A 24,569-nucleotide genomic window follows, 5' to 3' on the forward strand; every position below is an offset into this window, starting at 1 on the left:
ACCACGTACGCGGGCGACCCCGAACGGCACAGGGCCTCAGGGTGCGTCCCCGGGCCGTCCGGGCGGGGGTCCGCCGTGCGCTGCGCGTCGCTGAGCGGCGGTCGCCACGGCCGCCGCCACCAGGGACAGGGCCAGCCCGATGGCGAGGGCGTGCGCGGGGTCGTCGCTGAGCGCGCCGCCGAAGTAGCCGAGGCCGACCGCGTAACCGGCCCAGACGGTTTCGGCGAGGGCGGCGCCGACGGCGAACCGGCGCAGGGGGTAGCCGGCGGCGCCCGCCGCGAGCGGGCCGAGGAGTCGGCCGGCGGGCAGGAAGCGGGCGCCGATAACGAAGGGGATGCCCCGGCGGCGCAGGTGTTGCGCGGCGCGGGCGAGCCGTTCGTCGCGGCGGGCCGCGCGGCGGGAGGTGCCCGGGCGGCGGGTTCCGAGGCGTGTCGACCGGGCGAGGCGGTGCAGCAACAGGTCGCCGAGGAGGGCGCTGCCCGCGACCGAGAGCAGCACCAGGACCAGGGACAGTTCACCGCGGGCCGCGAGCACCCCGCCGGTGATGAGCAGCGGCCCGTTGGGGAGCAGCGGCGGCAGGGTGGTGACCGCCAGCAGCGCGTACGCCCAGCAGGCGAGTTCCGTCATGCGGGGTGCGAGTCGTGCGGTGTCGTCGACCCAGGACAGGAGCGTCGTGAGGTCCATGGCTTCCCCCCGGGGCTTGCGGTCGTCCGTCCAGGGGCGGGCCCGCCGGGCGGGCGGTGTTCGGCGCCGCCCCCGGCGGAGCCACTCCCCCGTAAGCAGTAACCTACACTATCGATAGTTCCACTATCACTAACTTCCAGGTGGGGGTCATGACCGAAGTGACGCTGTTCTTCCAGGAGTTCACCCGGGCCCGGCGGGAAACCGGAGCCATCGCACCCAGCAGCCCTTCCCTGAGCAGCGCCCTGACCCGCTTCGTGATCCCCAGCCCCGACCATCCGCGCCGGGTGCTGGAGGTCGGCCCGGGCACCGGCGCCGTGACCCGGCGCGTACGGGCCACCATGGGCCCGTGGGACACCCTCGACCTGATCGAAGCCAACCCCCGCTTCACCGACATGCTGCGCCACCGGTACGCGGACGACCCCCGGGTCCGGCTGTTCACCGGATTCGTCCAGGAACACGAACTCGGGGCGTACGACACGATCGTGTGCGGGCTGCCCTTCGCCAACTTCGACGCCCCGACCGTCACCGACCTCTTCGACCGGCTGCTCGGTGCGCTGCGCCCCGGCGGAACCCTCTCCTTCTTCGCCTACGCGGGGCTCCCCGCCTTGCGCCGCACCCTCACCGGCCCCGGCACCCGGGGGCGCGCGCTGCGCACCCAGTCGGTCATCGCCCGCACCCTGGAACGGCACCGCTTCCGCACCGAGACGGTGCTCCGCAACCTCCCCCCGGCCCGGGTGCACCACCTGGTCCCGGTGGGCCCGCCGGCCGACGGCCGCCCCGTCTACCCGGGCTGAGCGAGCCGCGCCGAAGCGCTCTCCTGGGCCATCCGACGCAGGGCCGCCATCGCCGCGTCGCCCAGCACCGTACCCAGCACCACGCCCTCGACCTTGCCGTCCACGGTGGGCACGGCGGCCACCGTGGACAGTTCGGCCCGGGCCAGACCCTCGGCCGCCGTCGCGTACGCGTCCAACAGCGTCAGCAGGTCGTCCCGGTCCAAGTCGTGGTAGGTGACGATGAGTTGGACCAGATCGGCGCGACCGGGGTTCCCCGGCTTGACGGCCCAACCGTGCCGCCGGACCAGCTCGTCCGCGGCCCGCTCGGCCCGCTCCCGCTGCGCCTCGGTACCGCGTGCGACACCGGACCCGCTGACCGCCGACTGGGCGACCCCGAGAACCCCGTGGACGGTGCGCCCGGGAACGTCCACCCGCTCCAGCACCTCACGGACCGCGGCCACCGACATCCCGCCGACCTCCAGCATCGCGCGGATCAGCTTGAGCCTGCGCACATGGGGATCGGCGTAGCGCACCTGGTTGGGGCTGATGCGTTCACCGGGCGGCAGCAGGCCCTCACGGGTGTAGTACTTGATCGTGGGGATCGGCACTCCGGTGCGCTGCGCCAACTCTCCGATACGCATGGCGTCAGCGTACTGTGCACCCGTTTCGCCCGGTCAACGCACCCGGAGCGCGGTCAGTGGCTCCCTGCGCGGCAGGGGCGGCACCAGCGCCGACTGCAAGGGCGCCGACTACGGAGGGCGGCGGGACCGGCCGGGCTGCGGGGGATGTCAGCCCGGCCGGTCCGCACCGCCGAACCGGGGCGCGCTCGATGGTTCCCCGGTCCACCGCCTGGCCCACCGCCCTTTCGGCGGGCCGGACAGGTCTCGTGAACTTTCTACCGGAGCGAGGGTTTCGGGAGGGTATCGGCGCCCGACCCAGGATTCCGCTCAGGCTTCCGCGACCGCTCAGGCTTCCGCGACCACGACCTGCTGGCCCGCGTCCAGCCCCTCACCGGTGATCTGGACCCGCCCGGCGACGGAGTCGAACAGTCCCGTCTCCACCGGGACGAGCCGGCGTTCGCCGCCCGCGTCGACCCGCTCGACCGCGTAGCCGCCGCCCTGCTGGGCCAACAACGCCCGCACCGGCACCGAAAGCACGTCCTTCACCTCGGTGTTGACGATCGACACCTCGACCGGGGCGCGGTCGAACCGCCGGGTCGCCTTGGCCTCGGTCGGCTCGATCAGCACCTTGACCGCCATGCCGTCGCCCGCCCGCTCGGCCACCTTCCCGACGGACGCGACCACCCCGGGGGTGGACTTGCCGTTGGGCAGCGCGATGCTCACCTTGTCGCCGACCCGTACGTCCGCCTGCTGGCTCGCGCCGAGGTCCACGGTCACCTGACGGCGGGTCGAGGAGCCCTCCACCACCACGGAGCCCTTCCCGGCGGCGCTGCCGGGGGAGCCACCGAGACCGGTCACGCGTATCTCCCGCTCGGGCACGAACACGGCCTGGCCGCGCTTGAGTTCGCCGTTCTCCTCGACGCCCAGGTCGTCCTGGAGCTCCTTGAGGGCGCGGTACGTCGACCAGCCGAAGTAGTCGGGGTCGTCCTCGAAGTCGTCCCGGTCGGCGTGACCGAGGGCGACCAGCGCGGCGTTCAGCTGCCGCACGTCGGGGCCCTCCGCCCCCCAGGACAGGTCCCGGTGGACGGGCACGGACCCCTTCAGCATGATCACCGGTTCGTCGTCCACCGAGTAGAGCCGCTGCCCCTGGCGGACGACCTGTCCCACCGAGGGCAGGTCGGTGAGGGTGCCGCTGAGGTTGTTGACCACCTTGTGCTCACCCGCGTAACCGAGGGTGCCCTTCTGGAGGGTGCGTACGGCCAGCGCCCCCCGGGTCACCTTCGCCACCGCCGTCGACGCGTCGACGCGGGCGGTCGCGCCGGTGTCCTGCGCGCCGCTGTCGAGGGGGTCGGCGAACACGAATCCCGCGCCACCGGCCACCGCCAGCGCCAACGTGATCGCCGTGGCCACCCGCCGTCCGCGCCGGCGCCGTGGGCGCCCCGCCGTCTCCGCCCCCGCCGCCGGCTCCACCGATGACTGCGGCTCGGCCGGTGCGACGGTCCGCTCTGCGGTCCGCCCGTCCGGGTCTGGTTGCTCGACCGGGTCCGGGGCCGCGCCGTCGGCGGTCACCACCGGCCCCGGGGGGCTTGGTCTCGGTCGGTCCCGGGGTTCGCGATGACTGTCATGGACCTCTCCACAGCTCGCCGGACTGTGTCACCCCTCCTTTGTACGCGGACGGCGGTTTCGGCAGGGTTTCACCGACCGGAACGAGCCGTCGCCCGGCCACGGCCATTCGGGGGAACGGGAGTTGGTGGATGTCTTGATTGAACCCCGGGCCCCGCCATGGGGTAGAAACATCCCGTGCGGGCCCGTCAGGATGCCCGTGTCCGACGCGTACGGCGGCGAAGGGGCTTACAGCGTGCGAGTGCTCGTGGTGGAGGACGACGAGGAGATGGCCCAGACCGTGGCCATCGGTCTGCGTCGGGCGCAGATGGCCGTCGACGTCGCGTTCGACGGGCAGGACGGTCTCGACCGGGCGCTGTTCAGCGAGTACGACGTGATCGTGCTCGACCGCGACCTACCGGGGCTGCACGGGGACGAGGTGTGCGCCGAGCTGGTCGCCTCCGGGTGCCGGAGCCGGGTCCTGATGCTGACCGCCGAGGCGTCCGCCGAGGACCTGGTCGACGGGCTCAACCTGGGCGCCGACGACTACCTGGCCAAACCCTTCGACTTCCCGGTGCTGGTCGCCCGGATCGGTGCGCTGGCCCGCCGTGCGCACCCGGCGGTGCCGCCCGTGGTCCGCCACGGCGACCTGGTGGTCGACACGGCCCGCCGCACCGCCAGCCGGGGCGGCCGTCCGCTGGAGCTGGCGCCCAAGGAGTTCGGGGTGCTGGAACTGCTGCTGGCCTCGCGGGGCCGGGCGGTCTCCGCGGAGGAACTGCTCCAGCGGGTCTGGGACGAGGCCGCCGACCCCTTCACCAGCGCCGTGAAGATCACCATCAGCCGGTTGCGGGCCAAACTGGGGGACCCCCAGGTCATCGAGACGGTGGCCAAGCGCGGCTACCGGATCTGACACCGCGCCCGAACGCGCGCCCGCCGGGCGCCCCCCACAGGCACCCGGCGGTACGACCCCGGCGCCGCCGCTCCCACCCCACATGGGCGACGTCGCACCCCCCGACCGGACGACGGGGCGGTGCGACGTCGGCAGCGCCGAGGACGCTACTTGGGACCGCCCGTCTGGAACTCCCGCGGACCGCTCGCGACCTTGTCCAGGATCGGCTTGCACTTCTTGTCGGCGTCCTTGTACGCCTGGCTGTTCGGGTCGACACCCAGCGAGTCGCCGTTGATGTCGATGCCGCCCTCGGAGTTGGGGTCCGGGAACTTGGGCACCCCGTTGGTCCGCATGCACTTGGCGTACTTCACGGACGCCTCCTGCACCTCGGCGGGCGGCTTGGCCTGCATCGGCGGCAGCAGCGGCTTGCACGCCTTGTCGGCGGCCTGCGCCACGGCGGACTTCATGTCGACCTTGGTGCCGTCGATGTCCAACCGGCCCTGCTCGTTGGGGTCCGGGAAGTTGCTGACCCCCTTCTCCCGCATGCACTTGGCGTAGGCGAGGGTGCTCTTCTCGCCCGCCTCGCCCCCCTTCCCCTTGGCCTTCGCCGATGCGGAGGAACCGGAGTCGGCAGGGGTTTCCTTGTCGGTGGAGCAAGCGCCCGCGAGCAGTACGACGGCCGTCACTCCGACCATGGAGGCGAACAGCCGGGCCCGCCGCGGCCGGCCCGTACGGTTGCCGTCCAGGCGACCATAGCCAGAGGCACCTTGCATGTCATTCTCCATCTCTCGTGGGAGTTCCTACGGCTTCGTCAGCGACCGGGCGCTGTCGTAGCCAGGACGCTTGATACGAGGTTAGGGACGAGAGGGTTTCGGCGAGGTATCACGATCGACCGTCCTCCAGCCGCACCGAAATGACCCGGGCGATCTCCGCCACCGGTTCCCCCGTGACGAGCTGCCGGTGATCGCACTCAAGGGTGTGCACCTCGACGCCGTCCGCATAGGGGTGCCAGGCTTCCGGGGCGGCCTCGGCCGTCATCATTTCCGGACGCCCCAGGGCGGCCACGAAGAGGAGGACGTCCCCGCGGAACGATTCCGGGGTAAAGGCCCGCAGCAACTGGAGGTTGTTGTTCGCGACCCGTTGTGCGGCCGGCAGCGAATCGTCGGGGTGCGCCCCGTCGACCAGCTCCGTAGCGGCCGGAGCGCGCCCGTCGGGCACCTTTCCACCGTCGATGAGCTGGGTGGGACCCTCATCGGGACGCAGTTCCCCGAATGCCTCGAATTCCGTTCCCGGCGCCTGTGTCTGGGCGATCTCCCGATGGGGATATCCATCGAGAACGGCGAGGGTGGCCACGGATTCGCCCTGCCGTTGGAGTTCCGTGGCGACGGCGTGCGCCAACACTCCGCCGAATGACCATCCGATCAGATGATAGGGCCCGTCCGGTTGGACGGAGCGAATCCGTCCGACGTAGTCGGCGGCCATTTCCTCCAGGCTTTCCGGCAGGATTTCCGTCGTGGTGAGGCCCCGCGCCTGTACGGCGTAGACCGGCTGGTCGGCGGGAAGGTGGGCGGCCAGGGCCGCGTATTGCCAGCCGAGGCCGCCTCCGGAATGCAGGCAGAACAGCGGGGGCCGGTCCCCGCCCGTCCGCAGCGGCAGCACCCCCGCGTAGTCGTCGACGGCGGTGGTGTCCGCCTGGAGCGCCAGGGCGAGCTGCGCCACGGTGGGCCCGGCGAACAGTTCCCGGACGCCGATCTCGGTGCCGAAGGCCGCTCGGACGCGTTCCACCAGCCGCATCGCCAGCAGGGAGTCACCGCCGAGGTCGAAGAACGACTCCTCCGCGCCGACCCCGCGGTCCAGGCCCAGCGTCGCGGCGAACAGCCCGCTCAGCGTCACCTCCGCGAGGGTCTGCGGCTCCCGTCCGGTGTCGGTGTCCTCCGCCGCCGGGTCGGGCAGGGCCAAGCGGTCGAGCTTCCCGTTGGCGGTGACGGGCAGGGCGTCCAGGGCGACCACGGCCGAGGGCACCATGTAGTCCGGCAGCTTGCCCGCGGCGTACTCCCGCAGTGCCGCGCCGTCCAGTTCGGGGCCGGCGGGCACGGCGTAGGCGATCAGTTGCGGGGAGCCCTGCCGGTCGGGGCGGACCACCACCGCGACCTGCCCGACCGACGCGTGTTCGGCGAGCACCGCCTCCACCTCGCCCGGCTCGATCCGGAAGCCCCGGATCTTCACCTGGTCGTCGGCGCGGCCCGCGAAGACGAGTTCGCCTTCGCCCGACCAGCGCGCGAGGTCACCGGTGCGGTACATGCGGGCGCCGTCGCCGGCGTACGGCGAGGCGACGAACCGTTCGGCCGTACGGCCCGAGTGGCCGGCGTAACCGCGGGCCAACCCGGCGCCGGCGACGTACAGTTCGCCGGTCACCCCGGGCGGCGCCGGGCGCAGGAACTCGTCCAGGACGTAGGTCCGGCTGTTGTCCATGGGGCGCCCGATGGGCACGTTCGCCGGGACGGTACCGGCACGGGTGTACGCCGTCTGGGTGGTGAACGCGGTGGTCTCGGTCGGCCCGTAGGTGGTGCGGACGACCAGATCGGGATGCGCCTCCAGCAGGGTGCGGATCGCGGCGGACGACACCAGGTCGCCGCCCGTCGACACCTCGCGGACCCCGGCGAAGATCTGCGGGGACTCCTCGGCGAGGAGCCGGAACAGCCCGGCGGTGGCGTGCACGTTGGTGATGCCGTGCTCGGCGATCAGCCGGCCCCGTTCGGCGGCGCCCGCGTCGCCCGGCGGCAGCAGCACCAGCCGCCCGCCGTGGGCGAGGGTCGCCCAGATCTCGTAGGTCGACGCGTCGAAGGCGTGGTTGGCGTGCACCAGGACCCGTTCCAGGACGTCCCCGCGCCAACTGCGGTCGGTGGCGAACCCGACGACGTTGCGGTGGGTCACCGCGACGCCCTTGGGCCGGCCCGTCGAACCGGAGGTGTACATCACGTAGGCGAGGTGTTCCGGCCGCAGCGGGGCCGTCCGGTCGTGGTCCCCCGGCGCGGTCGCTGGGTAGCCCGCCATGTCCGCGACGGTGTCCTCCCACACCACCTGTTCGGGTGCACCGGTATCGGGGTCGGGGTTCGCGGTGGCCCGGGTGCAGAGCACCAGGGCGGGCGCCGCGTCGGCGAGGACGAAGGCGTTGCGGTCGGCGGGGTGCGACGGGTCGACCGGCACGTACGCGGCACCCGCCTTCACCACGCCCAGGAGCACCACCAGCAGGTCGGGCGACCGGTCCATCACCACGGCGACCCGGTCGTCGGGACCCACGCCCCGCCCGATCAGCCAGTGCGCGACCCGGTTGGACAGCGCGTCGACCTGACCGTAGTCGAGGGTGAGGTCGTAGGAGACGACGGCCGGGGCCCCGGGGGTGTCCGCGGCCCGCTGTTCGAACAGCTCGGGCAGGGTGGCGACGGGCAGCGACGCGGTGGTGTCGTTCCACCGTTCCAGCACCGTGTGCCGTTCCTCGGGCGCGATGACGTCGAGGTCGCGGAGGTGGACCCGCGGGTCGTCGGCGATCTGCCGCAGCACCGCGGAAAAACGCTCGGACAGGGTCCGCGCCGTGTCCTCGTCGAACAGGTCGGCGGCGTACTGGATGGCCCCGCCGATGCCGTCCGGCGCCCCGGACCCGTCGCGCTGTTCGCCGAGGGTGACCGACAGGTCGAAGCGGGCGGCGACCTCGTGGTCCGGGCTCAACTGCCGGACCGCGAGACCGGGCACGTTCCAGGCGTCGCCGGCGTCGACCGCCGGGCGGCCACCGGAGTGCACGGCCAACATGATCTGGAACAGCGGCTGCCGGGCGAGCGAGCGGGCGTGGTCGAGGTCGTCGACGAGCCGCTCGAACGGCAGGTCCTGATGGGCGTAGGCGGACAGGTCCGCGTCGCGCACCCGGGCCAGCAGGTCCTCGAACGTCGGGTCGCCGCTCACATCGGTGCGCAGGACCAGCGTGTTGACGAAGAACCCGGCCAGATCGTCGAGCGAGCTGTCGCCGCGGCCGGCGACCGCGGTGCCCAGCGGAATGTCGGTGCCGGCACCGAGCCGCGACAGCAGGGCCGCCAGCGCGGTCTGGATCACCATGAACATGGTGGCCGAACCGCGCCGGGCCAGCTCCACCAGCCGGGCGTGCGCCTCGGCGTCGAGACGGAACGGAACGTGTCCGCCGCGGAAGGAGGCGGTCGCGGGCCGGGGCCGGTCGGTCGGGAGGACCAGCTCCTCGGGGAGTCCGGCGAGTGCTTCGCGCCAGTAGCCGAGTTGGGCGCTGATCAGGCTGTCCGGGTCGGTCAGCTCGCCCAGCACCTCGCGCTGCCACAGGGCGTAGTCGGCGTACTGCACCGGCAGCGGCGCCCAGTCGGGGGCCGCACCGCCGGACCGGGCCAGGTAGGCCGTTCGGAGGTCCCGTTCCAGGATGCCCATGGACACCCCGTCCACGGCGACGTGGTGGGCGACGACGACCAGGGCGTGTTCGGTGGGCGAGAGGGTCACCAGCTCGGTGCGCCACGGCAGTTCGGTGCCGAGGTCGAAGCCCTTGCCCATCAGTTCGCCCACCACGCCGTCGATCTCGTCCGGGGTGCTCTCCCGGCGGTCGAGCGGCGGCCGGTCCCCGCGGACCTCCTGTCGGGGCACCCCGTCCGTGGAGGGGAAGACGGTGCGCAGGGTCTCGTGCCGCTCGGCGAGGTCACCGAGCGCCGCTTCGAGTGCCGGCACGTCGAGTGCGCCGGTGATGCCGAGGGCGAGCGGCACGTTGTAGCCGGCGCCGGCACCCGACTGTTCGATCCGGTTGAGGAACCACATGCGCTGCTGCCCGTACGACAGCGGCAGCACCTCCGGACGCTCCCCCGCCACCAACTGGGCCCGGACGACGCCCTGCCCCTCCTCCACCAGCCGGGCGAGCCCCTCCACCGTCGGCGCGCCGAACACGTCACGGATGTTCACTTCGGCACCCAGTTCGGAGCGGATGCCGGAGATCAGTCGCATCGCCAGCAGCGAGTCACCGCCCAGCTCGAAGAACGAACGGTCCGCACTGGCCCGTTCGTGCCCGAGGATGCCGGCGAACAGCCCGCACAGCGCCTCCTCCAGCGGGGTCCGCGGTTCGCGGCCCCCTTCGGTGTCGAACTCGGGGGCGGGCAGGGCGGCCCGGTCCAGCTTCCCGTTCACCGTCATCGGCAACGCGTCCAACACCACGAACGCCGACGGCACCATGTAGTCGGGCAACCGTTCCGTGGCGTGCTCCCGCAGCGCCCCGTCGGCCAGCGGCTCCCCGGCCGGCACCACGTACGCCACCAACCGCTTCACCTCCGGCTGGTCCTCCCGCACCACCACCGCCACCTGACCCACGCCCGCGTGTCCGGCGAGCGCGGCCTCCACCTCGCCCGGCTCGATGCGGAAGCCGCGCACCTTCACCTGATCGTCCGCGCGGCCCCCGAACACCAACTCCCCGTCCCGGGTCCACCGCGCCAGGTCACCCGTCCGGTACATCCGCCCACCACCGAACGGCGACGCCACGAAACGCTCCGCCGTCAAACCCGCCCGACCCGCGTAACCACGGGCCAGACCGGGCCCGGCCAGGTACAGCTCGCCGAGGACGCCCGGCGCCACCGGGCTCAGGAACCCGTCCAGCACGTACGCGCGGGTGTTGTCCAGGGGCTTGCCGATGGGCAGTACGGCGGGGGCGTCCGCGCCGGGCTCGACGAGGAAGGCGGTCGCGCACAGGGTTGCCTCCGTCGGCCCGTACAGATGCCGTATCCGCAGGTCGGGCAGGGTCTCCCGGATGCGGGCCACCGAGCCGGCGGGTACGGTGTCGCCACCGGTCAGCACCTCGGTGAGGCCCGTCAGCGCTTCGGGTGACGCATCGGCCAGCACCCCGAACAGCCCTGCGGTGACATGGACGGTCGTCAGGGCGTGCTCGCCGACCAGCCGGCCCAGGGCCTGACCGTCGACCGCACCGGGCGGAGCGACGACGACCGTGCCGCCGGACACCAGGGGCACCCAGATCTCGAAGGTGGACGCGTCGAAGGCGTGCGGTGCGTGCAGCAGCACCCGGTCGCCCGGCTCCACCGCCCAACTCCGGTCGCGCACCAGGTCGGTGACCCCGCGGTGGGTGGTGACGATCCCCTTGGGTTCGCCCGTGGAGCCGGAGGTGAACATCACGTACACCGGCGATTCCGGGCCCGCGGCGGACACCGGGACCGGCCCGGTGGCCCGGGCGACCTCCGCGATGACCTCGGGGTCGTCCCAGAGCACCGGGACGACGTCCGCGTCAGCGAGCCGATCCGTCAACCCCGTTTCGCCGAGGACGAGCTCGGGGACGGCGCCGGTGAGGACGCGGGCGATCCGCTCGGCCGGATGCGCCGGGTCGAGCGGTACGTAGGCCGCGCCCGCCTTCACCACGCCGAGCAGCACCACCAGCAGTTCCACCGACCGGTCCAGCAGCACGGCCACCCGGTGCTCCGCGGTCACGCCGCGGTCCCGCAGCCACCGCGCCACCCGGTCCGCGCGGGCGTCCAGCTCGGCGTAGGTCAGCGCGGGGCCGCCGGCGGCATCGACCAGGGCGGTGGCCCCGGGGGTCCGGGCGACCTGCTCCGCGAAGAGCGCACCGAGGGTGGTCCCGGTCTCCGGGCGGGCGGTGTCGTTCCAGTCCGTGAGGACCCGTTCCCGCTCGGTGTCCTCCAGGACCTCCAGCCCGCTCAGGGTCCGACCCCGGTCGGCGGCCACCTGTTCCAGCACCCGGACCAGCCGGGCGGCGATCGCCTCGGCCGTGGCCGGGTCGAACAGGTCGGTGGCGTAGAGGAGCCCTCCGGCGATCCCGGCCGGAGCGCCCTGCTCGTCCCGGGCCTCCGCCAGGGTGAAGGACAGGTCGAACCGGGCGGCGACGGACTCCTCCGCCGGCACGGGCCGCACATCGAGGTCGGGCAGGTCCCAGCCCGAGCCCTCCTGCGGCAGGTTCTGGAGCACCAGCATGACCTGGAACAGCGGGTGCCGGGCCAGCGACCGCACCGGGCTCACCTCGTCCACCAGCCGCTCGAACGGCACGTCCTGGTGCCCGTAGGCCGACAGGTCCGTGTTCCGCACCCGCGCCAGGACCTCTTCGAACGTCGGGTCGCCGCTCACATCGGTGCGCAGGACCAGCGTGTTGATGAAGAACCCGGCCAGTTGGTCGAGCGCCCGGTCCGCGCGACCGGCGACGGCCGTGCCGACCGGGATGTCGTGGCCGGCGCCCAGCCGGGCCAGCAGCATCGCCAACGCGGCTTGGACCACCATGAACATGGTCGACGAGGTCTGCCGCGCCACCTCCACCAGCCGGGCGTGCACGGCCGCCGGAACCTCCACCGGCACCGAGGCGCCCCGGTGCGAGGAGGTCGCGGGCCGGGTGCGGTCCGCCGGCAGCGTCAGTTCCTCGGGGAGTCCGGCCAGCGCCTCGCGCCAGTAGCCGACCTGGGCGCTGATCATGCTGTCCGGGTCGTCCAGCTCGCCCAGCACCTCGCGCTGCCACAGGGCGTAGTCGGCGTACTGCACCGGCAGCGGCGCCCAGTCGGGGGCCGCACCACCGAGGCGGGCCCCGTACGCGGCCCGTAGGTCACCGGCGAGGACGCCCATGGACCAGCCGTCGACGGCGATGTGGTGCGCCACCAGCACCAGGACGTGTTCGGTCGCCGACAGCGACAGCAGCTCGGTGCGCCAGGGCAGGTCCCGGGTGAGGTCGAAGGTGTGGCGCGCCACCCCGTCCACCGTCGCGTGCAGTTCGTCGGGGACGACGCTGCGCACGGGCAGGTCCGTGCCCCCGGCGGGCAGGATGCGCTGTGCGGGCACGCCGTCCGTCTCGGGGAAGACGGTGCGCAGGGTCTCGTGCCGCTCGGCGACGTCGTGCAGCGCGGACCGCAGGGCCTCGACGTCGAGTGCGCCGGTGAGTTCCAGGGCGAGCGGCACGTTGTAGCCGGCGCCGGCCCCGGACTGCTCCATCCGGTTGAGGAACCACATGCGCTGCTGCCCGTACGACAGCGGCAGCACCTCCGGACGCTCCCCCGCCACCAACTGCGCCCGGACGACGCCCTGCCCCTCCTCCACCAGCCGGGCGAGCCCCTCCACCGTCGGCGCACCGAACAGGTCGCGTACGCTCACCTCCGCGGCCAGCTCGGAACGGATGCTGGCGATCAGTCGCATCGCCAGCAGCGAGTCACCGCCCAGCTCGAAGAACGAACGGTCCGCACTGACCCGCTCGTGCCCGAGGACCCCGGCGAACAGCCCGCACAGCGCCTCCTCCAGCGGGGTCCGCGGCTCACGCCCCGCCCCCTCGTCGAACTCGGGGGCGGGCAGGGCGGCCCGGTCCAGCTTCCCGTTCACCGTCATCGGCAACGCGTCCAACACCACGAACGCCGACGGCACCATGTGGTCCGGCAGCCGCGCCGCCGCGTGCTCCCGCAGCGCCCCGTCGGCCAGCGGCTCCCCGACCGGCACCACGTACGCCACCAACCGCTTCACCTCCGGCTGGTCCTCCCGCACCACCACCGCCACCTGACCCACACCGTCGTGGGCGGCCAACACCGCTTCGATCTCGCCCGGCTCGATGCGGAAGCCGCGCACCTTCACCTGATCGTCCGCGCGGCCCCCGAACACCAACTCCCCGTCCCGGGTCCACCGCGCCAGGTCACCCGTCCGGTACATCCGCCCACCACCGAACGGCGACGCCACGAAACGCTCCGCCGTCAAACCCGCCCGACCGACGTAACCACGGGCCAGACCCGGCCCGGTGACGTACAGCTCGCCCGTCACACCGGGCGGCACCGGGCGCAGGAAGTCGTCCAGCACGTAAGAGTTGCTGTTCCACACCGGGGTGCCGATGGGCACCGAGGTGCGGTCCGGGTCGGGGGCCAGCGGGGTGGACATGGTGGCGCAGACGGTGGTCTCGGTCGGCCCGTACGCATTGATGAAGTCCACCTGCGGGGCCCAGGCGTCGACCAGGGCCGGCGGGCACGCCTCACCGGCGACGACGACGGTCCGCAGCGACGCGGGCAGCCGGTCCGCGGAGGCCAGCACCGAGGGCGGCAGCGTGACGTGGGTGATCCCGTAGTCGTCCAGCAGGTCCGCCAGCGGCCCGAGCGGCGGCATCCGGTCGGCGGGGGCGGTCACCAGGGCCGCACCCGACGTCAACGCCATGACGAGTTCCCAGACCGAGGCGTCGAACCCGAGCGCCGCGAACTGGAGCACCCGGGAGCCCGCGCCCACCCCGAACCGTTCGATCTGGCTCCCGGAGAGGCTGGCGACCCCCTGGTGGGTGACCTCCACGCCCTTGGGGGTGCCCGTCGACCCGGAGGTGTGGATCACGTACGCGGGGTGCCCGGGGCGCAGTGCGACCTGCGGGGCGCTCGCCGGGGCCCCGGCGACCTGGGCGAACGTCGCGTCCTCGTCCCACACCACGCGTTCTGCGTCCTCGGCGGCCTCGGCCAGCAGTCCCGCGGTGCCGCTGGTGCACAGCACCAGCGCGGGCGAGGCGTCGGCGAGGACGAAACCGATGCGTTCGGCCGGGTACGCCGGGTCCATCGGCAGGTACGCCGCACCCGACTTCAGCACGCCGAGCAGCACGGTGACCAGGTCCGGGGAGCGTTCCATCAGCACGCCGACCCGGTCTTCCGGGCCGATGCCCCGGGCGTTCAACCAGTGCGCGATCCGGTTGGTCCGCCGGTCCAGCTCCGCGTAGCTGAGCTCGGTCTCCCCGATCACGGCGGGCGCGTCGGGCGTCCGCGCGACCTGCGCCCGGAACAGCTCCGGCAGCGTCGCGGGGGGCGCGGTGCGCGCGGAGTCGTTCCAGTCGGTGACGACCTGCGCCCGCTCGGCGTCCTCCAGGACCTCGATCCGGCTGAGGCGCACGGCGGGGTCGGCGGCGAACTGTTCCAGCACCCGGACCAGCCGGCCCGCGAGGGCCTGCACGGTGGACTCGTCGAACAGGTCCGTCGCGTACTGGAGGCTGCCGACGAGACCGAGCGGGGTGCCCTGTTCGTCCCGCTGCTCGGAGAGGCTGACCGACAGGTCGAACCGGGCGGCGACGTTCTCGTCCACGGGCACCGGCTCCACCGCCAGCCCCGGCACCTCCCAGGGCGACGACTGGGAACGCGGCACGTTCTGGAGGACCAGCATCACCTGGAACAGCGGGTGCCGGGCCAGCGACCTGGCCGGGTTCAGCTCGTCCACCAGCCGCTCGAACGGCACGTCCTGGTGCCCGTAGGCCGCCAGGTCCGCGTTGCGCACCCGCGCCAACAGTTCCTCGAAGGTCGGATCACCGCTGACGTCCGTGCGCAGCACCAACGTGTTGACGAAGAACCCGGCCAGGTCGTCCAGCGAGGTGTCCCCACGCCCGGCGACCGCCGTCCCGACGGGGACGTCCGTGCCCGCGCCGACCCGGCTCAGCAGCACCGCGAGGGCGGCCTGCACCACCATGAACACCGTGGCGGAACCCCGCTCGGCTGCCTTGACCAGCGCCGCGTGCGTCTCGGCACCGACCTGCACCCGGACCGCCCGGCCCTCGAAGGAGGCAGCCGTCGGCCGCGGCCGGTCCGTCGGCAGCGCCAGCTCGGCCGGAAGGTCCGCCAACGCCTCACGCCAGTGCGCGAGTTGGGCGCTGATCAGGCTGTCCGGATCGTCCAGCTCGCCCAACACCTCACGCTGCCACAGGGCGTAGTCGGCGTACTGCACCGGCAACGGCACCCAGTCGGGGGCGGCGCCACCCGCACGGGCCGCGTACGCGGTCCACAGGTCGCGGGCGAGCACGCTCATGGACCAGCCGTCGACCGCGATGTGGTGCGCCACCACCACGAGGACGCGTTCGGTCGGGGAGATCTCCAGGAGTTCGATCCGCCACGGCAGGTCGGAGGCCAGGTCGAAGGGGCGGCCCGTCGCCGCGGCGAGCAGCTCCGGCACCTGCGCGGAGGTCGCCGCCCGGACGATCGGCACCGGTCGGGCCGCCGGGCCCTCCAGGACCTGTTGCCTGGGCACGCCCTCCGTGTCGGGGAAGACCGTGCGCAGGGTCTCGTGCCGCTCGGCGACATCGCCGAGCGCCGCCTCGAACGCCGCGAGGTCCAGGTCACCCACCAGCCGGACCGGCAGCGAAATGCTGTACGCGGCGCCGGCGCCGGCCTCCTCCAACCGGTTGAGGAACCACATCCGCTGCTGCCCGTACGACAGCGGCAGCACCTCGGGGCGCTCCCCCGCGACCAACCGCGCCCGCACCACCCCGCGGTCCGCCTCCACCAACCGCGCCAACCCCGCCACCGACGGCGCACCGAACAACGCCGCGATGCTCACCTCCGCCTCCAACACCGCACGCACCCGGGCGATCAACCGCATCGCCAACAACGAATCCCCACCCAACTCGAAGAACGAATCCTCCGCCCCCACCCGCTCCAACCCCAACACCTCACCGAACAAACCGCACAGCACCTCTTCCAACGGGGTCGCGGGCCCCCGGCTGACCGAGGCCCTGGCTTCGGGCACGGGCAGGGCCGCCCGGTCCAACTTCCCGTTCACGGTCACCGGCAGGGTGTCGAGCGCCATCACCGCGGACGGCACCATGTACTCCGGCAGCTTGCCCGCGACGAGTTCGCGCAGCGCCTCCGCATCCAGCGTGCCGCCCGCCGCCACCACGTACGCCACCAGCCGCTGGGTGCCCGGCTGGTCCTCCCGGACGATCACCGCCACCTGCGCCACCGACTCGTGGCCGGCGAGCACCGCCTCCACCTCGCCCGGCTCGACCCGGAACCCCCGGACCTTCACCTGGTCGTCGGCGCGACCCGCGAACAGCAGCTCACCGCCGGCCGTCCAGCGGGCCAGGTCGCCCGTGCGGTACATCCGCCCGCCGTAGGGCGAGGCGACGAAACGTTCGGCGGTGAGTGCGGGACGGTCGTCGTAACCGCGGGCGAGTCCGGCGCCCGACAGGTACAGCTCGCCCGTCACACCGGGCGGGACCGGGCGCAGGAACTCGTCCAGGACGAGGATGCGGGTGTTGTCCATCGGCCGACCGATCGGCACGTTCGCCGGAACCTCGTCGCCCGCACGGTACGGAATCTGCGTCGTGAACGCCGTCGTCTCGGTCGGTCCGTACGTCGTCCGCACGACCAGATCGGGGTGCGCATCGAGGAGGGCGCGGATCGCGGACGCAGAGACCACGTCACCGCCCGTCGAGACCTCGCGGACACCGGCGAAGATCTCGGGGGACTCCTCCGCCAACACCCGGAACAAGCCAGCAGTCGCATGGACGTTGGTGACCTCGTGCGCGGCGATCAACCGACCGCGCTCAGCCGCGTCCAAGTCACCGGAGGGCGCCACGACCAACTGACCGCCACGGGACAACGGCACCCACAGCTCGTACGTCGACGCATCGAAAGCGTGGTTGGCCTGCACCAACACCCGCTCCACCACATCATCACGCCACGCCCGATCCGCCACGAACGCCGCGACATTACGATGGGTCACGGCCACGCCCTTGGGCCGACCCGTCGAACCGGACGTGTACATCACGTACGCCAGCGATTCCGGAGACACCACGGGCGCCGTGGTGAGCGGGGCGGCCGTCAGCACATCAGCCACCGGGACCGTGTCCAACCCCTCCCACACCCGATCCGCCACGACCACCGACACCCCGGCCTCGGACACCACACCACGCAACCGCTCCACCGGATGCCCCGCGTCCAACGGCACGTACGCCGCACCCGACTTCAGCACACCGAGCAACACCGCCACCAACTCCGGCGAACGGTCCATCACCACACCCACCCGGTCACCGGACCCGCCCAGCTCACGGGCGGCCAGCCACCCCGCCACCCGGTCCGACAGGGCGTCCAGCTCGCGATAGGTCAGTGCGGTGTCCCCGCCCACGACCGCCGCCGCGTCCGGGGTCCGTGCCACCTGGACGGCGAAGAGCGCGGGAACCGTCTCCACCGGGATCTCGTGGTCGGTGTCGTTCCATGCCTGGACGACCTTCCACTCCTCGTCGGCGTCCAGCACGTCGAGGGCGCTGACCCGGAGTGCGGGATCGGCCGCCACCTGTTCCAGCACCTTGCGCAGCCGATCGGCCAGGGCGCGCGCGGTGGACCGGTCGAACAGGTCCGTCGCGTACTGGACCGTGCCGCGCATTCCGGCGGGAGTGCCCGCTTCGTCGCGGATCTCGTCCAGTCCGATCGACAGGTCGAACCGGCTGACGACCCGGTCGTCGGCGGGCATCGGCCGCGCCGTCAGCCCGGGCAGCTCCCAGGCCGCGTCACCGCCGGCGCCAGCGTTCTGCACGGCGAGCATGATCTGGAACAGGGGGTGCCGGGACAGCGAACGGACGGGGTTCAGGTCCTCCACCAGCCGCTCGAACGGCACGTCCTGGCGGGAGTAGGCGGCGAGGTCGGCATCGCGGACCCGGGCCAGGAGTTCCTGGAACGTCGGGTCGCCGCTGGCGTCCGTCCGCAGGACCAGGGTGTTCACGAAGAACCCGGCCAACTCTTCCAGCACGCTGTCGGGACGACCCGCGACCGCCGTGCCGACCGGGATGTCGGTCCCGGCGCCCAACCGCACCAGTAGCATCGCCAACGCCGCTTGGACCGCCATGAAGGGCGTCGCCGAGGCCCGCTGGGCCGCCGCGATCAGTCGGGCGTGCGTGTCGGCGTCCACGTCCACGGGCACCTCACCCCCGATGAACGACGGCGCCGGGGGCCTGGTGCGGTCGACCGGGAGGGCCAGTTCCTCGGGCAGTTCCGCGAGCGCTTCCCGCCAGTGCACGAGTTGGGCGCTGATCAGGCTGTCCGGGTCGTCCAGCTCGCCCAGCACCTCACGCTGCCACAACGCGTAGTCGGCGTACTGCACCGGCAGGGCAGGTCGGACGGACGGGGCGTCGGTGACGCGGCGCGCGGCGTAGGCGTCCTGGAAGTCCCGGGCCAGGATGCCCATGGACGCACCGTCGACGGCTATGTGATGCACCGTCAGGAGCAGGACGGCGTCGAAGTCGGACTCGGGACCGCCGGGCCCGGTGACCGGATCGGGCCGTTCGCCGCCGGGACCCGTGTCGCCGTCCGAGCCCGCTTCCGTGTCCGTCAGGATCAGGAGGTCCGTGCGCCAGGGGAGGTCCTGGCCCAGGTTGAAGGACCGCTGCGACAACTCACCCAGCACGGAGCGGAGGTCATCGCGGCCCGTGGTCCGGGTGATCAGCTCGGTCCGGCCGTCGGCACCGTCCAGGATCTGCTGCCGGGGCACCCCGCCGGTCGCGGGATAGACCGTGCGCAGGGTCTCGTGCCGGTCCGCGACGTCGTGCAGTGCCGCTCGGAGAGCAGCGGTGTCGAGTTCACCGGTCAGGCCCAGTGCCAGGGAGATGTTGTACGCGGCGCCGGCGCCGGCCTCCTCCAACCGGTTGAGGAACCACATCCGCTGCTGCCCGAACGACAGCGGCAGCACCTCCGGACGCTCCCCCGCGACCAACCGCGCCCGCACCACCCCGCGGTCCGCCTCCACCAACCGCGCCAACCCCGCCACCGACGGCGCACCGAACAACGCCGCAATGCTCACCTCCGCCTCCAACACCGCACGCACCCGAGCGATCAACCGCATCGCCAACAACGAATCCCCACCCAACTCGAAGAACGAATCCTCCGCCCCCACCCGCTCCAACCCCAACACCTCACCGAACAAACCGCACAGCAGCTCCTCCACCGGGGTCTCCGGACCCCGACCGGCCGACACCACCACCCCGGGCACGGGCAGGGCCGCCCGGTCCAACTTCCCGTTCACCGTCACCGGCAGGGCGTCCAACGTCACGAACACCGACGGCACCATGTACTCCGGCAACCGCCCGGCCGCGTGCTCCCGCAGTTCCTCGGAGTCCACCGCGTCCACCGGGTCTCCGGCCGCGACGACGTAGGCGACCAAGCGCTTGGTGCCCGGCTGGTCCTCCCGGACGATCACCGCGACCTGCCCGACCGACTCGTGGTCGGACAGCGCCGCCTCCACCTCGCCCGGCTCGATCCGGAAGCCCCGGATCTTCACCTGGTCGTCCGCCCGCCCGCCGAACAGCAGCTCGCCGCCCGCCGACCACCGGGCCAGGTCGCCCGTGCGGTACATCCGACCGCCGGTATCGGCGAAGGGGTGGGCGATGAAGCGTTCGGCGGTGAGTCCCGGGCGGCTGTCGTAGCCGCGGGCGAGTCCGGTGCCCGCGAGGTACAGCTCGCCCGTCACACCGGGCGGGACGGGGCGCAGGAACTCGTCCAGGACGTACGCCTGACTGTTGTCCATCGGCCGACCGATCGGCACGGTCGCCGGGACCGCGTCCTGGGCGGTGAACACCTGGCGCGTGATGAACGCCGTCGTCTCGGTCGGGCCGTAGTTCGCCACCACCGTCATGTCCGGGTGGGCCGCCAGGACCGCGCGGACCGCCGACGAGGACACCACGTCACCGCCCGTCGCCAGCTCCCGCACACCCGCGAAGATCTCCGGGGACTCCTCCGCCAACACCCGGAACAGGCCCGCCGTCACGTGCACGTTCGTCACCGCGTGCTCGGCGATCAACCGGGCCTGCTCGGCCGCATCGGCCTCGCCCGGCGGGACCAGTACCAGGCGCCCGCCACGCACGAGCGGCACCCACAGCTCGTAGGTCGACGCGTCGAAGGCGTGGTTGGCCTGCACCAGCACCCGCTCCACCACATCGTCACGCCACGCCCGGTCCGCCACGAACGCCGCGACATTACGATGCGTGACCGCAACACCCTTCGGGCGTCCCGTCGAACCGGACGTGTACATCACGTACGCCAGCCCGTCCGCAGACACCACAGGCGCCGAGGCCAGCGGGGCGGCCTCCAGCGCATCGGCCACCGGGACCGTCTCCAGCCCCTCCAGCACCCGGTCCGCGACGACCACCGAAACGCCGGCCTCGGACACCACACCGTTCAGCCGAGCAACCGGATGTGCCGCGTCCAACGGCACGTACGCCGCACCCGACTTCAGCACGCCGAGCAACACCGTCACCAACTCCGGCGAACGGTCCATCACCACGCCCACCCGGCCGCCCGAGCCCACACCACGGCTCGCTAGCCAGCCCGCCACCCGGTCCGACCTGGTGTCCAGCTCGGCATAGGTCAGCCGCACGCCGTCGCCCACCACGGCCAAGGCGTCCGGGGTCCGCGCCACCTGTGCCGCGAACAGCCCGGGAACCGTGTCGTCCGGGATCTCGTGGTCGGTGTCGTTCCAGTCCTGGACGACCTTCCACTCCTCGTCGGCGTCCAGCACGTCGAGGGCGCTGATGCGCAGCCCGGGGTCCGCCGCGACCTGCTCCAGGACCCGCATCAGGCGGTTGGCCAGCGCTTCGGCCGTGGAGTGGTCGAACAGGTCCCTCGCGTAGTGGATCTCCCCGCCCATTCCGGCGGGAGTGCCCTCCTCGTCGCGGTGCTCGGTGAGGCTGACGGTGAGGTCGACCCGGGCGTCGACCGTGTCGCGCGCCTGCATCGGGGTGACGGTCAGGCCCGGCAGGACCCAGGGAGCGGCCGTCCGGGGGATGTTCTGGAGCACCAGCATGATCTGGAAGAGCGGGTTCCGGGACAGCGACCGCACGGGGTTGAGATCGTCCACGAGCCGTTCGAACGGCAGGTCCTGGTGGCTGTAGGCGGCGAGGTCGACGTCACGGACCCGGGAGAGCAATTCGGTGAAGGTGGGGTCACCACTGGCGTCCGTCCGTAGGACCAGGGTGTTCACGAAGAACCCGGCCATCTCGTCCAACGCGCTGTCGCCGCGTCCGGCGACCGTGGTGCCCAACGGGATGTCGGTCCCGGTGCCGAGGCGGACGAGCAGCATCGCCAGCGCCGCCTGGGCCACCATGAACATGGTGGCCGAGCCCTGCTGGGCCACCTCCACCAGCTGGGCGTGCGTGTGCCCGTCGATCCGGAGGGGCAGGGCACCGCCTTCGAAGGACGACACCGGGGGCCGGAGCCGGTCGACCGGGAGGGACAGTTCCTCGGGGATGCCGGCGAGGTTGTCCCGCCAGTAGCCGAGCTGGGCGCTGATCAGGCTGTCCGGGTCGGCCAGCTCGCCCAGCGTCTCCCGCTGCCACAACGCGTAGTCGGCGTACTGCACCGGCAACGGGGACCAGTTGACGGCCGATCCCGCGTGTCGAGCCGCGTACGCGGCCTGGACGTCCCTGGCCAGCACGCCCATGGACCAGCCGTCCACGGCGATGTGGTGGGCCACCAGCAGCAGGGTGTGGTCGGTGGGCGACAGGGCGAGCAGTTCCACGCGCCATGGGAGTTCGCGTGCCAGGTCGAAGCCCCGTACCGTGCCGGTCTCCAGCGCCCGGGGCAGCTCCTCCTCGGCGATCTCCCGGACCTCGACCGGGGGGTGCCCGTCCGGACCGTCGACGACGACCTGTCTGGGGACGCCCTCGGTCTCCGTGTAGAGCGTCCGCAGCGACTCGTGTCGATCGGCCACGTCGGCGAGCGCGGCCGTCAGGGCCGGCAGGTCGAGGTCCCCGACCAGCCGGAGCACCAGCGAGATGTTGTACCCGGCCCCCGCGCCCGCCTCCTCCAACTGGTTGAGGAACCACATCCGCTGCTGCCCGTACGACAGCGGCAGCACCTCGGGGCGTTCCCGGGCGGCGAGCGGTGCCCGCACCTGCCCCTGGTGCTCGGCCACCAACCGTGCCATCTCGGCCGGCGAAGGGGAGCCGAACAGCTCACGGATGCTGACCTCGGCGTTGAGCACCGCGCGGATGCGGGGGATCAGCCGCATGGCGAGCAGCGAGTCACCGCCGATGTCGAAGAACGAGTCCTCCGCGCCCACCCACTCCAGGCCCAGCACCTCGCCGTACAGCCCGCACAACACCTCCTCCAACGGAGTCGCGGGCCCCCGGCTGACCGAGGACCTGGCTTCCGGCGCGGGGAGGGCGGCCCGGTCGAGCTTGCCGTTCACCGTGACGGGAAGGGTGTCGAGGGCGATGACCGCGGACGGCACCATGTACTCCGGCAACTTGCCCGCGACGACCTCGCGGAGCGCCTCCGTGTCGAGCGAGTCGCCCGCGGCGACCACGTACGCGACGAGTCGCTTGGCGCCCGGCTGGTCCTCCCGCACGATCACCGCGGCTTGCCCCACCGACTCGTGCGCGGCAAGGACCGACTCCACCTCACCCGGCTCGATCCGGAACCCCCGGATCTTCACCTGATCATCGGCGCGGCCCGCGAACAGCAACTCGCCGTCGGCCGTCCAACGGGCCAGGTCGCCCGTGCGGTACATGCGCCCACCGCCGAACGGCGAGGCCACGAAACGCTCAGCGGTCAAACCCGGACGACCGTCGTAACCGCGAGCGAGTCCGGCACCCGATAGATACAGCTCACCCGTCACACCGGGCGGGACCGGACGCAGGAACTCGTCCAGGACGTACGCCCGACTGTTGTCCATCGGCCGACCGATCGGCACGTTCGCCGGAACCTCGTCGCCCGCACGGTACGGAATCTGCGTCGTGAACGCCGTCGTCTCGGTCGGCCCGTACGTCGTCCGCACGACCAGATCAGGGTGCGCATCGAGGAGCGCACGGATCGCGGACGCGGAAACCACATCACCGCCCGTCGACACCTCACGCACCCCGGCGAAGATCTCCGGCGACTCCTCCGCCAACACCCGGAACAGACCAGCAGTCGCATGGACGTTGGTGACCTTGTACTCCGCGATCAACCGACCGCGCTCAGCCGCATCCAGATCACCGGAGGGCGCCACGACCAACTGACCGCCACGAGCCAACGGCACCCACAGCTCGTACGTCGACGCATCGAAAGCATGGTTGGCCTGCACCAACACCCGCTCCACCACATCATCACGCCACGCCCGATCCGCCACGAACGCCGCAACATTACGATGAGTCACGGCCACACCCTTGGGCCGACCCGTCGAACCGGACGTGTACATCACATACGCCAGCGCATCCGGAGACACCACGGGCGCCGTGGTGAGCGGGGCGGCATCGAGGAGTTCCGTCACCGAGACGGTTTCCAGCCCCTCCAGCACCCGGTCCGCCACGACGACCGACACCCCGGACTCGGACACCACACCACGCAACCGCTCCACCGGGTGCCCCGCGTCCAACGGCACGTACGCCGCACCCGACTTCAGTACGCCCAGGAGCACCGCCACCAGCTCGGGCGAGCGGTCCATCACCACACCCACCCGACCGTCCGAGCCCACGCCGCGGCCCGCCAGCCCACCCGCCACGCGATCGGAGAGGGCGTCCAACTCGGCGTAGGTGAGACCGTCCCCGTCGGCCCCGGTCACCGCGACCGCGTACGGGGTCCGGGCGACCTGGGCCGTGAACAGCTCGGGGACGGTGTCGCGCGGATTCTCGTCGAAGGTGTCGTTCCACTCGGTCAGCCGGGTCCGCTCGGCCGGGTCGAGGACGTCCAGCTGCGCGAGCGATCGGGTGGGGTCCTCGGCTATCTGTTCCAGGAGCCGGACCATCCGGTCGCCCAACGCCTGCACCGTCTCGGCGTCGAAGCGGTCGCGGTGGTAGTCGAGGCGGAGTTCCATGTGCTCGCCCGGGACGACACCGAGGATCAGGGGGTAGTGGGCGGTGTCCGAGCTGGACGATCCGGTGATCTGGAGCCCTTCGGAGGGGGCGAGGTCGCCCTGAGCGGGCACGGGGTAGTTCTGGTAGACGAGGAGCGTGTCGAACAACTCCCCCTGACCCACCACCCGCTGGATCTCCGCCAACCCCAAATGCTGATGCTCCAACACCCCGGCCTGCCGCTCCTGCAACTCCCCCAAGAACCCCTCCACCGACCGATACGGATCCACCACCACCCGCACCGGAACCGTATTGATGAACAACCCCAACATCCGCTCCACACCCACCAACTCAGCCGGACGACCCGCAACCACCGCCCCGAACACCACATCCGACCGACCCGTCAACACCCCCACCAACACACCCCACACACCCTGCACCACCGAGTTCAACGTCAACCCACGCTCACGCGCCAC

General features: G+C 72.3%; 7 protein-coding genes. 2 read left to right on the forward strand and 5 right to left on the reverse strand.

From position 1 onward, the window contains the following. Positions 1–36: 36 nt before the first annotated feature. The gene (locus tag ACFWIA_RS04950) at positions 37–684 is read right to left on the reverse strand and encodes a DedA family protein (RefSeq protein ID WP_387000461.1); all 648 of its coding nucleotides are present in this window, start codon (positions 682–684) and stop codon (positions 37–39) included. 149 nt (positions 685–833) lie between these two features. Between ACFWIA_RS04950 and ACFWIA_RS04955 the strand changes: the two genes are divergently transcribed. Continuing rightward, positions 834–1,478 carry a class I SAM-dependent methyltransferase gene (locus ACFWIA_RS04955; protein WP_387000463.1) on the forward strand — a complete coding sequence of 215 codons (645 nt, stop codon included), beginning with the start codon at positions 834–836 and terminating at the stop codon, positions 1,476–1,478. Here ACFWIA_RS04955 and ACFWIA_RS04960 read toward each other — a convergent pair. Next, positions 1,466–2,098, reverse strand: a complete 633-nt coding sequence (locus ACFWIA_RS04960) for a MerR family transcriptional regulator (protein ID WP_387000466.1) — start codon at positions 2,096–2,098, stop codon at positions 1,466–1,468. The genes ACFWIA_RS04955 and ACFWIA_RS04960 overlap by 13 nt on opposite strands. Positions 2,099–2,422: 324 nt before the next feature. Beyond that, the gene (locus ACFWIA_RS04965) at positions 2,423–3,487 is read right to left on the reverse strand and encodes a peptidoglycan-binding protein (RefSeq protein ID WP_387000469.1); all 1,065 of its coding nucleotides are present in this window, start codon (positions 3,485–3,487) and stop codon (positions 2,423–2,425) included. 448 nt (positions 3,488–3,935) lie between these two features. On the opposite strand from ACFWIA_RS04965, the gene ACFWIA_RS04970 reads away from it, so the two are divergent. After that, a complete protein-coding gene (locus tag ACFWIA_RS04970; RefSeq protein WP_385485984.1) occupies positions 3,936–4,589 on the forward strand; it encodes a response regulator transcription factor in 654 nt (217 codons plus the stop codon). 146 nt (positions 4,590–4,735) lie between these two features. Here the strand turns inward: ACFWIA_RS04970 and ACFWIA_RS04975 are convergent, their stop codons facing one another. Further along, on the reverse strand, positions 4,736–5,341 hold the full coding sequence (locus ACFWIA_RS04975; RefSeq protein WP_387000471.1) for a hypothetical protein: 606 nt from the start codon (positions 5,339–5,341) through the stop codon (positions 4,736–4,738). 109 nt (positions 5,342–5,450) lie between these two features. After that, positions 5,451–24,569 (reverse strand): non-ribosomal peptide synthase/polyketide synthase (locus tag ACFWIA_RS04980; RefSeq protein WP_387000473.1); only part of this gene is annotated, 19,119 nt, incomplete at its 5' end.

The organism is Streptomyces sp. NPDC127068, from assembly GCF_042724695.1.
In the GTDB taxonomy this organism is placed as follows: domain Bacteria; phylum Actinomycetota; class Actinomycetes; order Streptomycetales; family Streptomycetaceae; genus Streptomyces.

Coding starts and splice junctions, on each gene's coding strand:
- ACFWIA_RS04950 (WP_387000461.1), bottom strand. CDS start 684: ATGGACCTCACGACGCTCCTGTCCTGGGTCGACGACACCGCACGACTC.
- ACFWIA_RS04955 (WP_387000463.1), top strand. CDS start 834: ATGACCGAAGTGACGCTGTTCTTCCAGGAGTTCACCCGGGCCCGGCGG.
- ACFWIA_RS04975 (WP_387000471.1), bottom strand. CDS start 5,341: ATGCAAGGTGCCTCTGGCTATGGTCGCCTGGACGGCAACCGTACGGGC.
- ACFWIA_RS04960 (WP_387000466.1), bottom strand. CDS start 2,098: ATGCGTATCGGAGAGTTGGCGCAGCGCACCGGAGTGCCGATCCCCACG.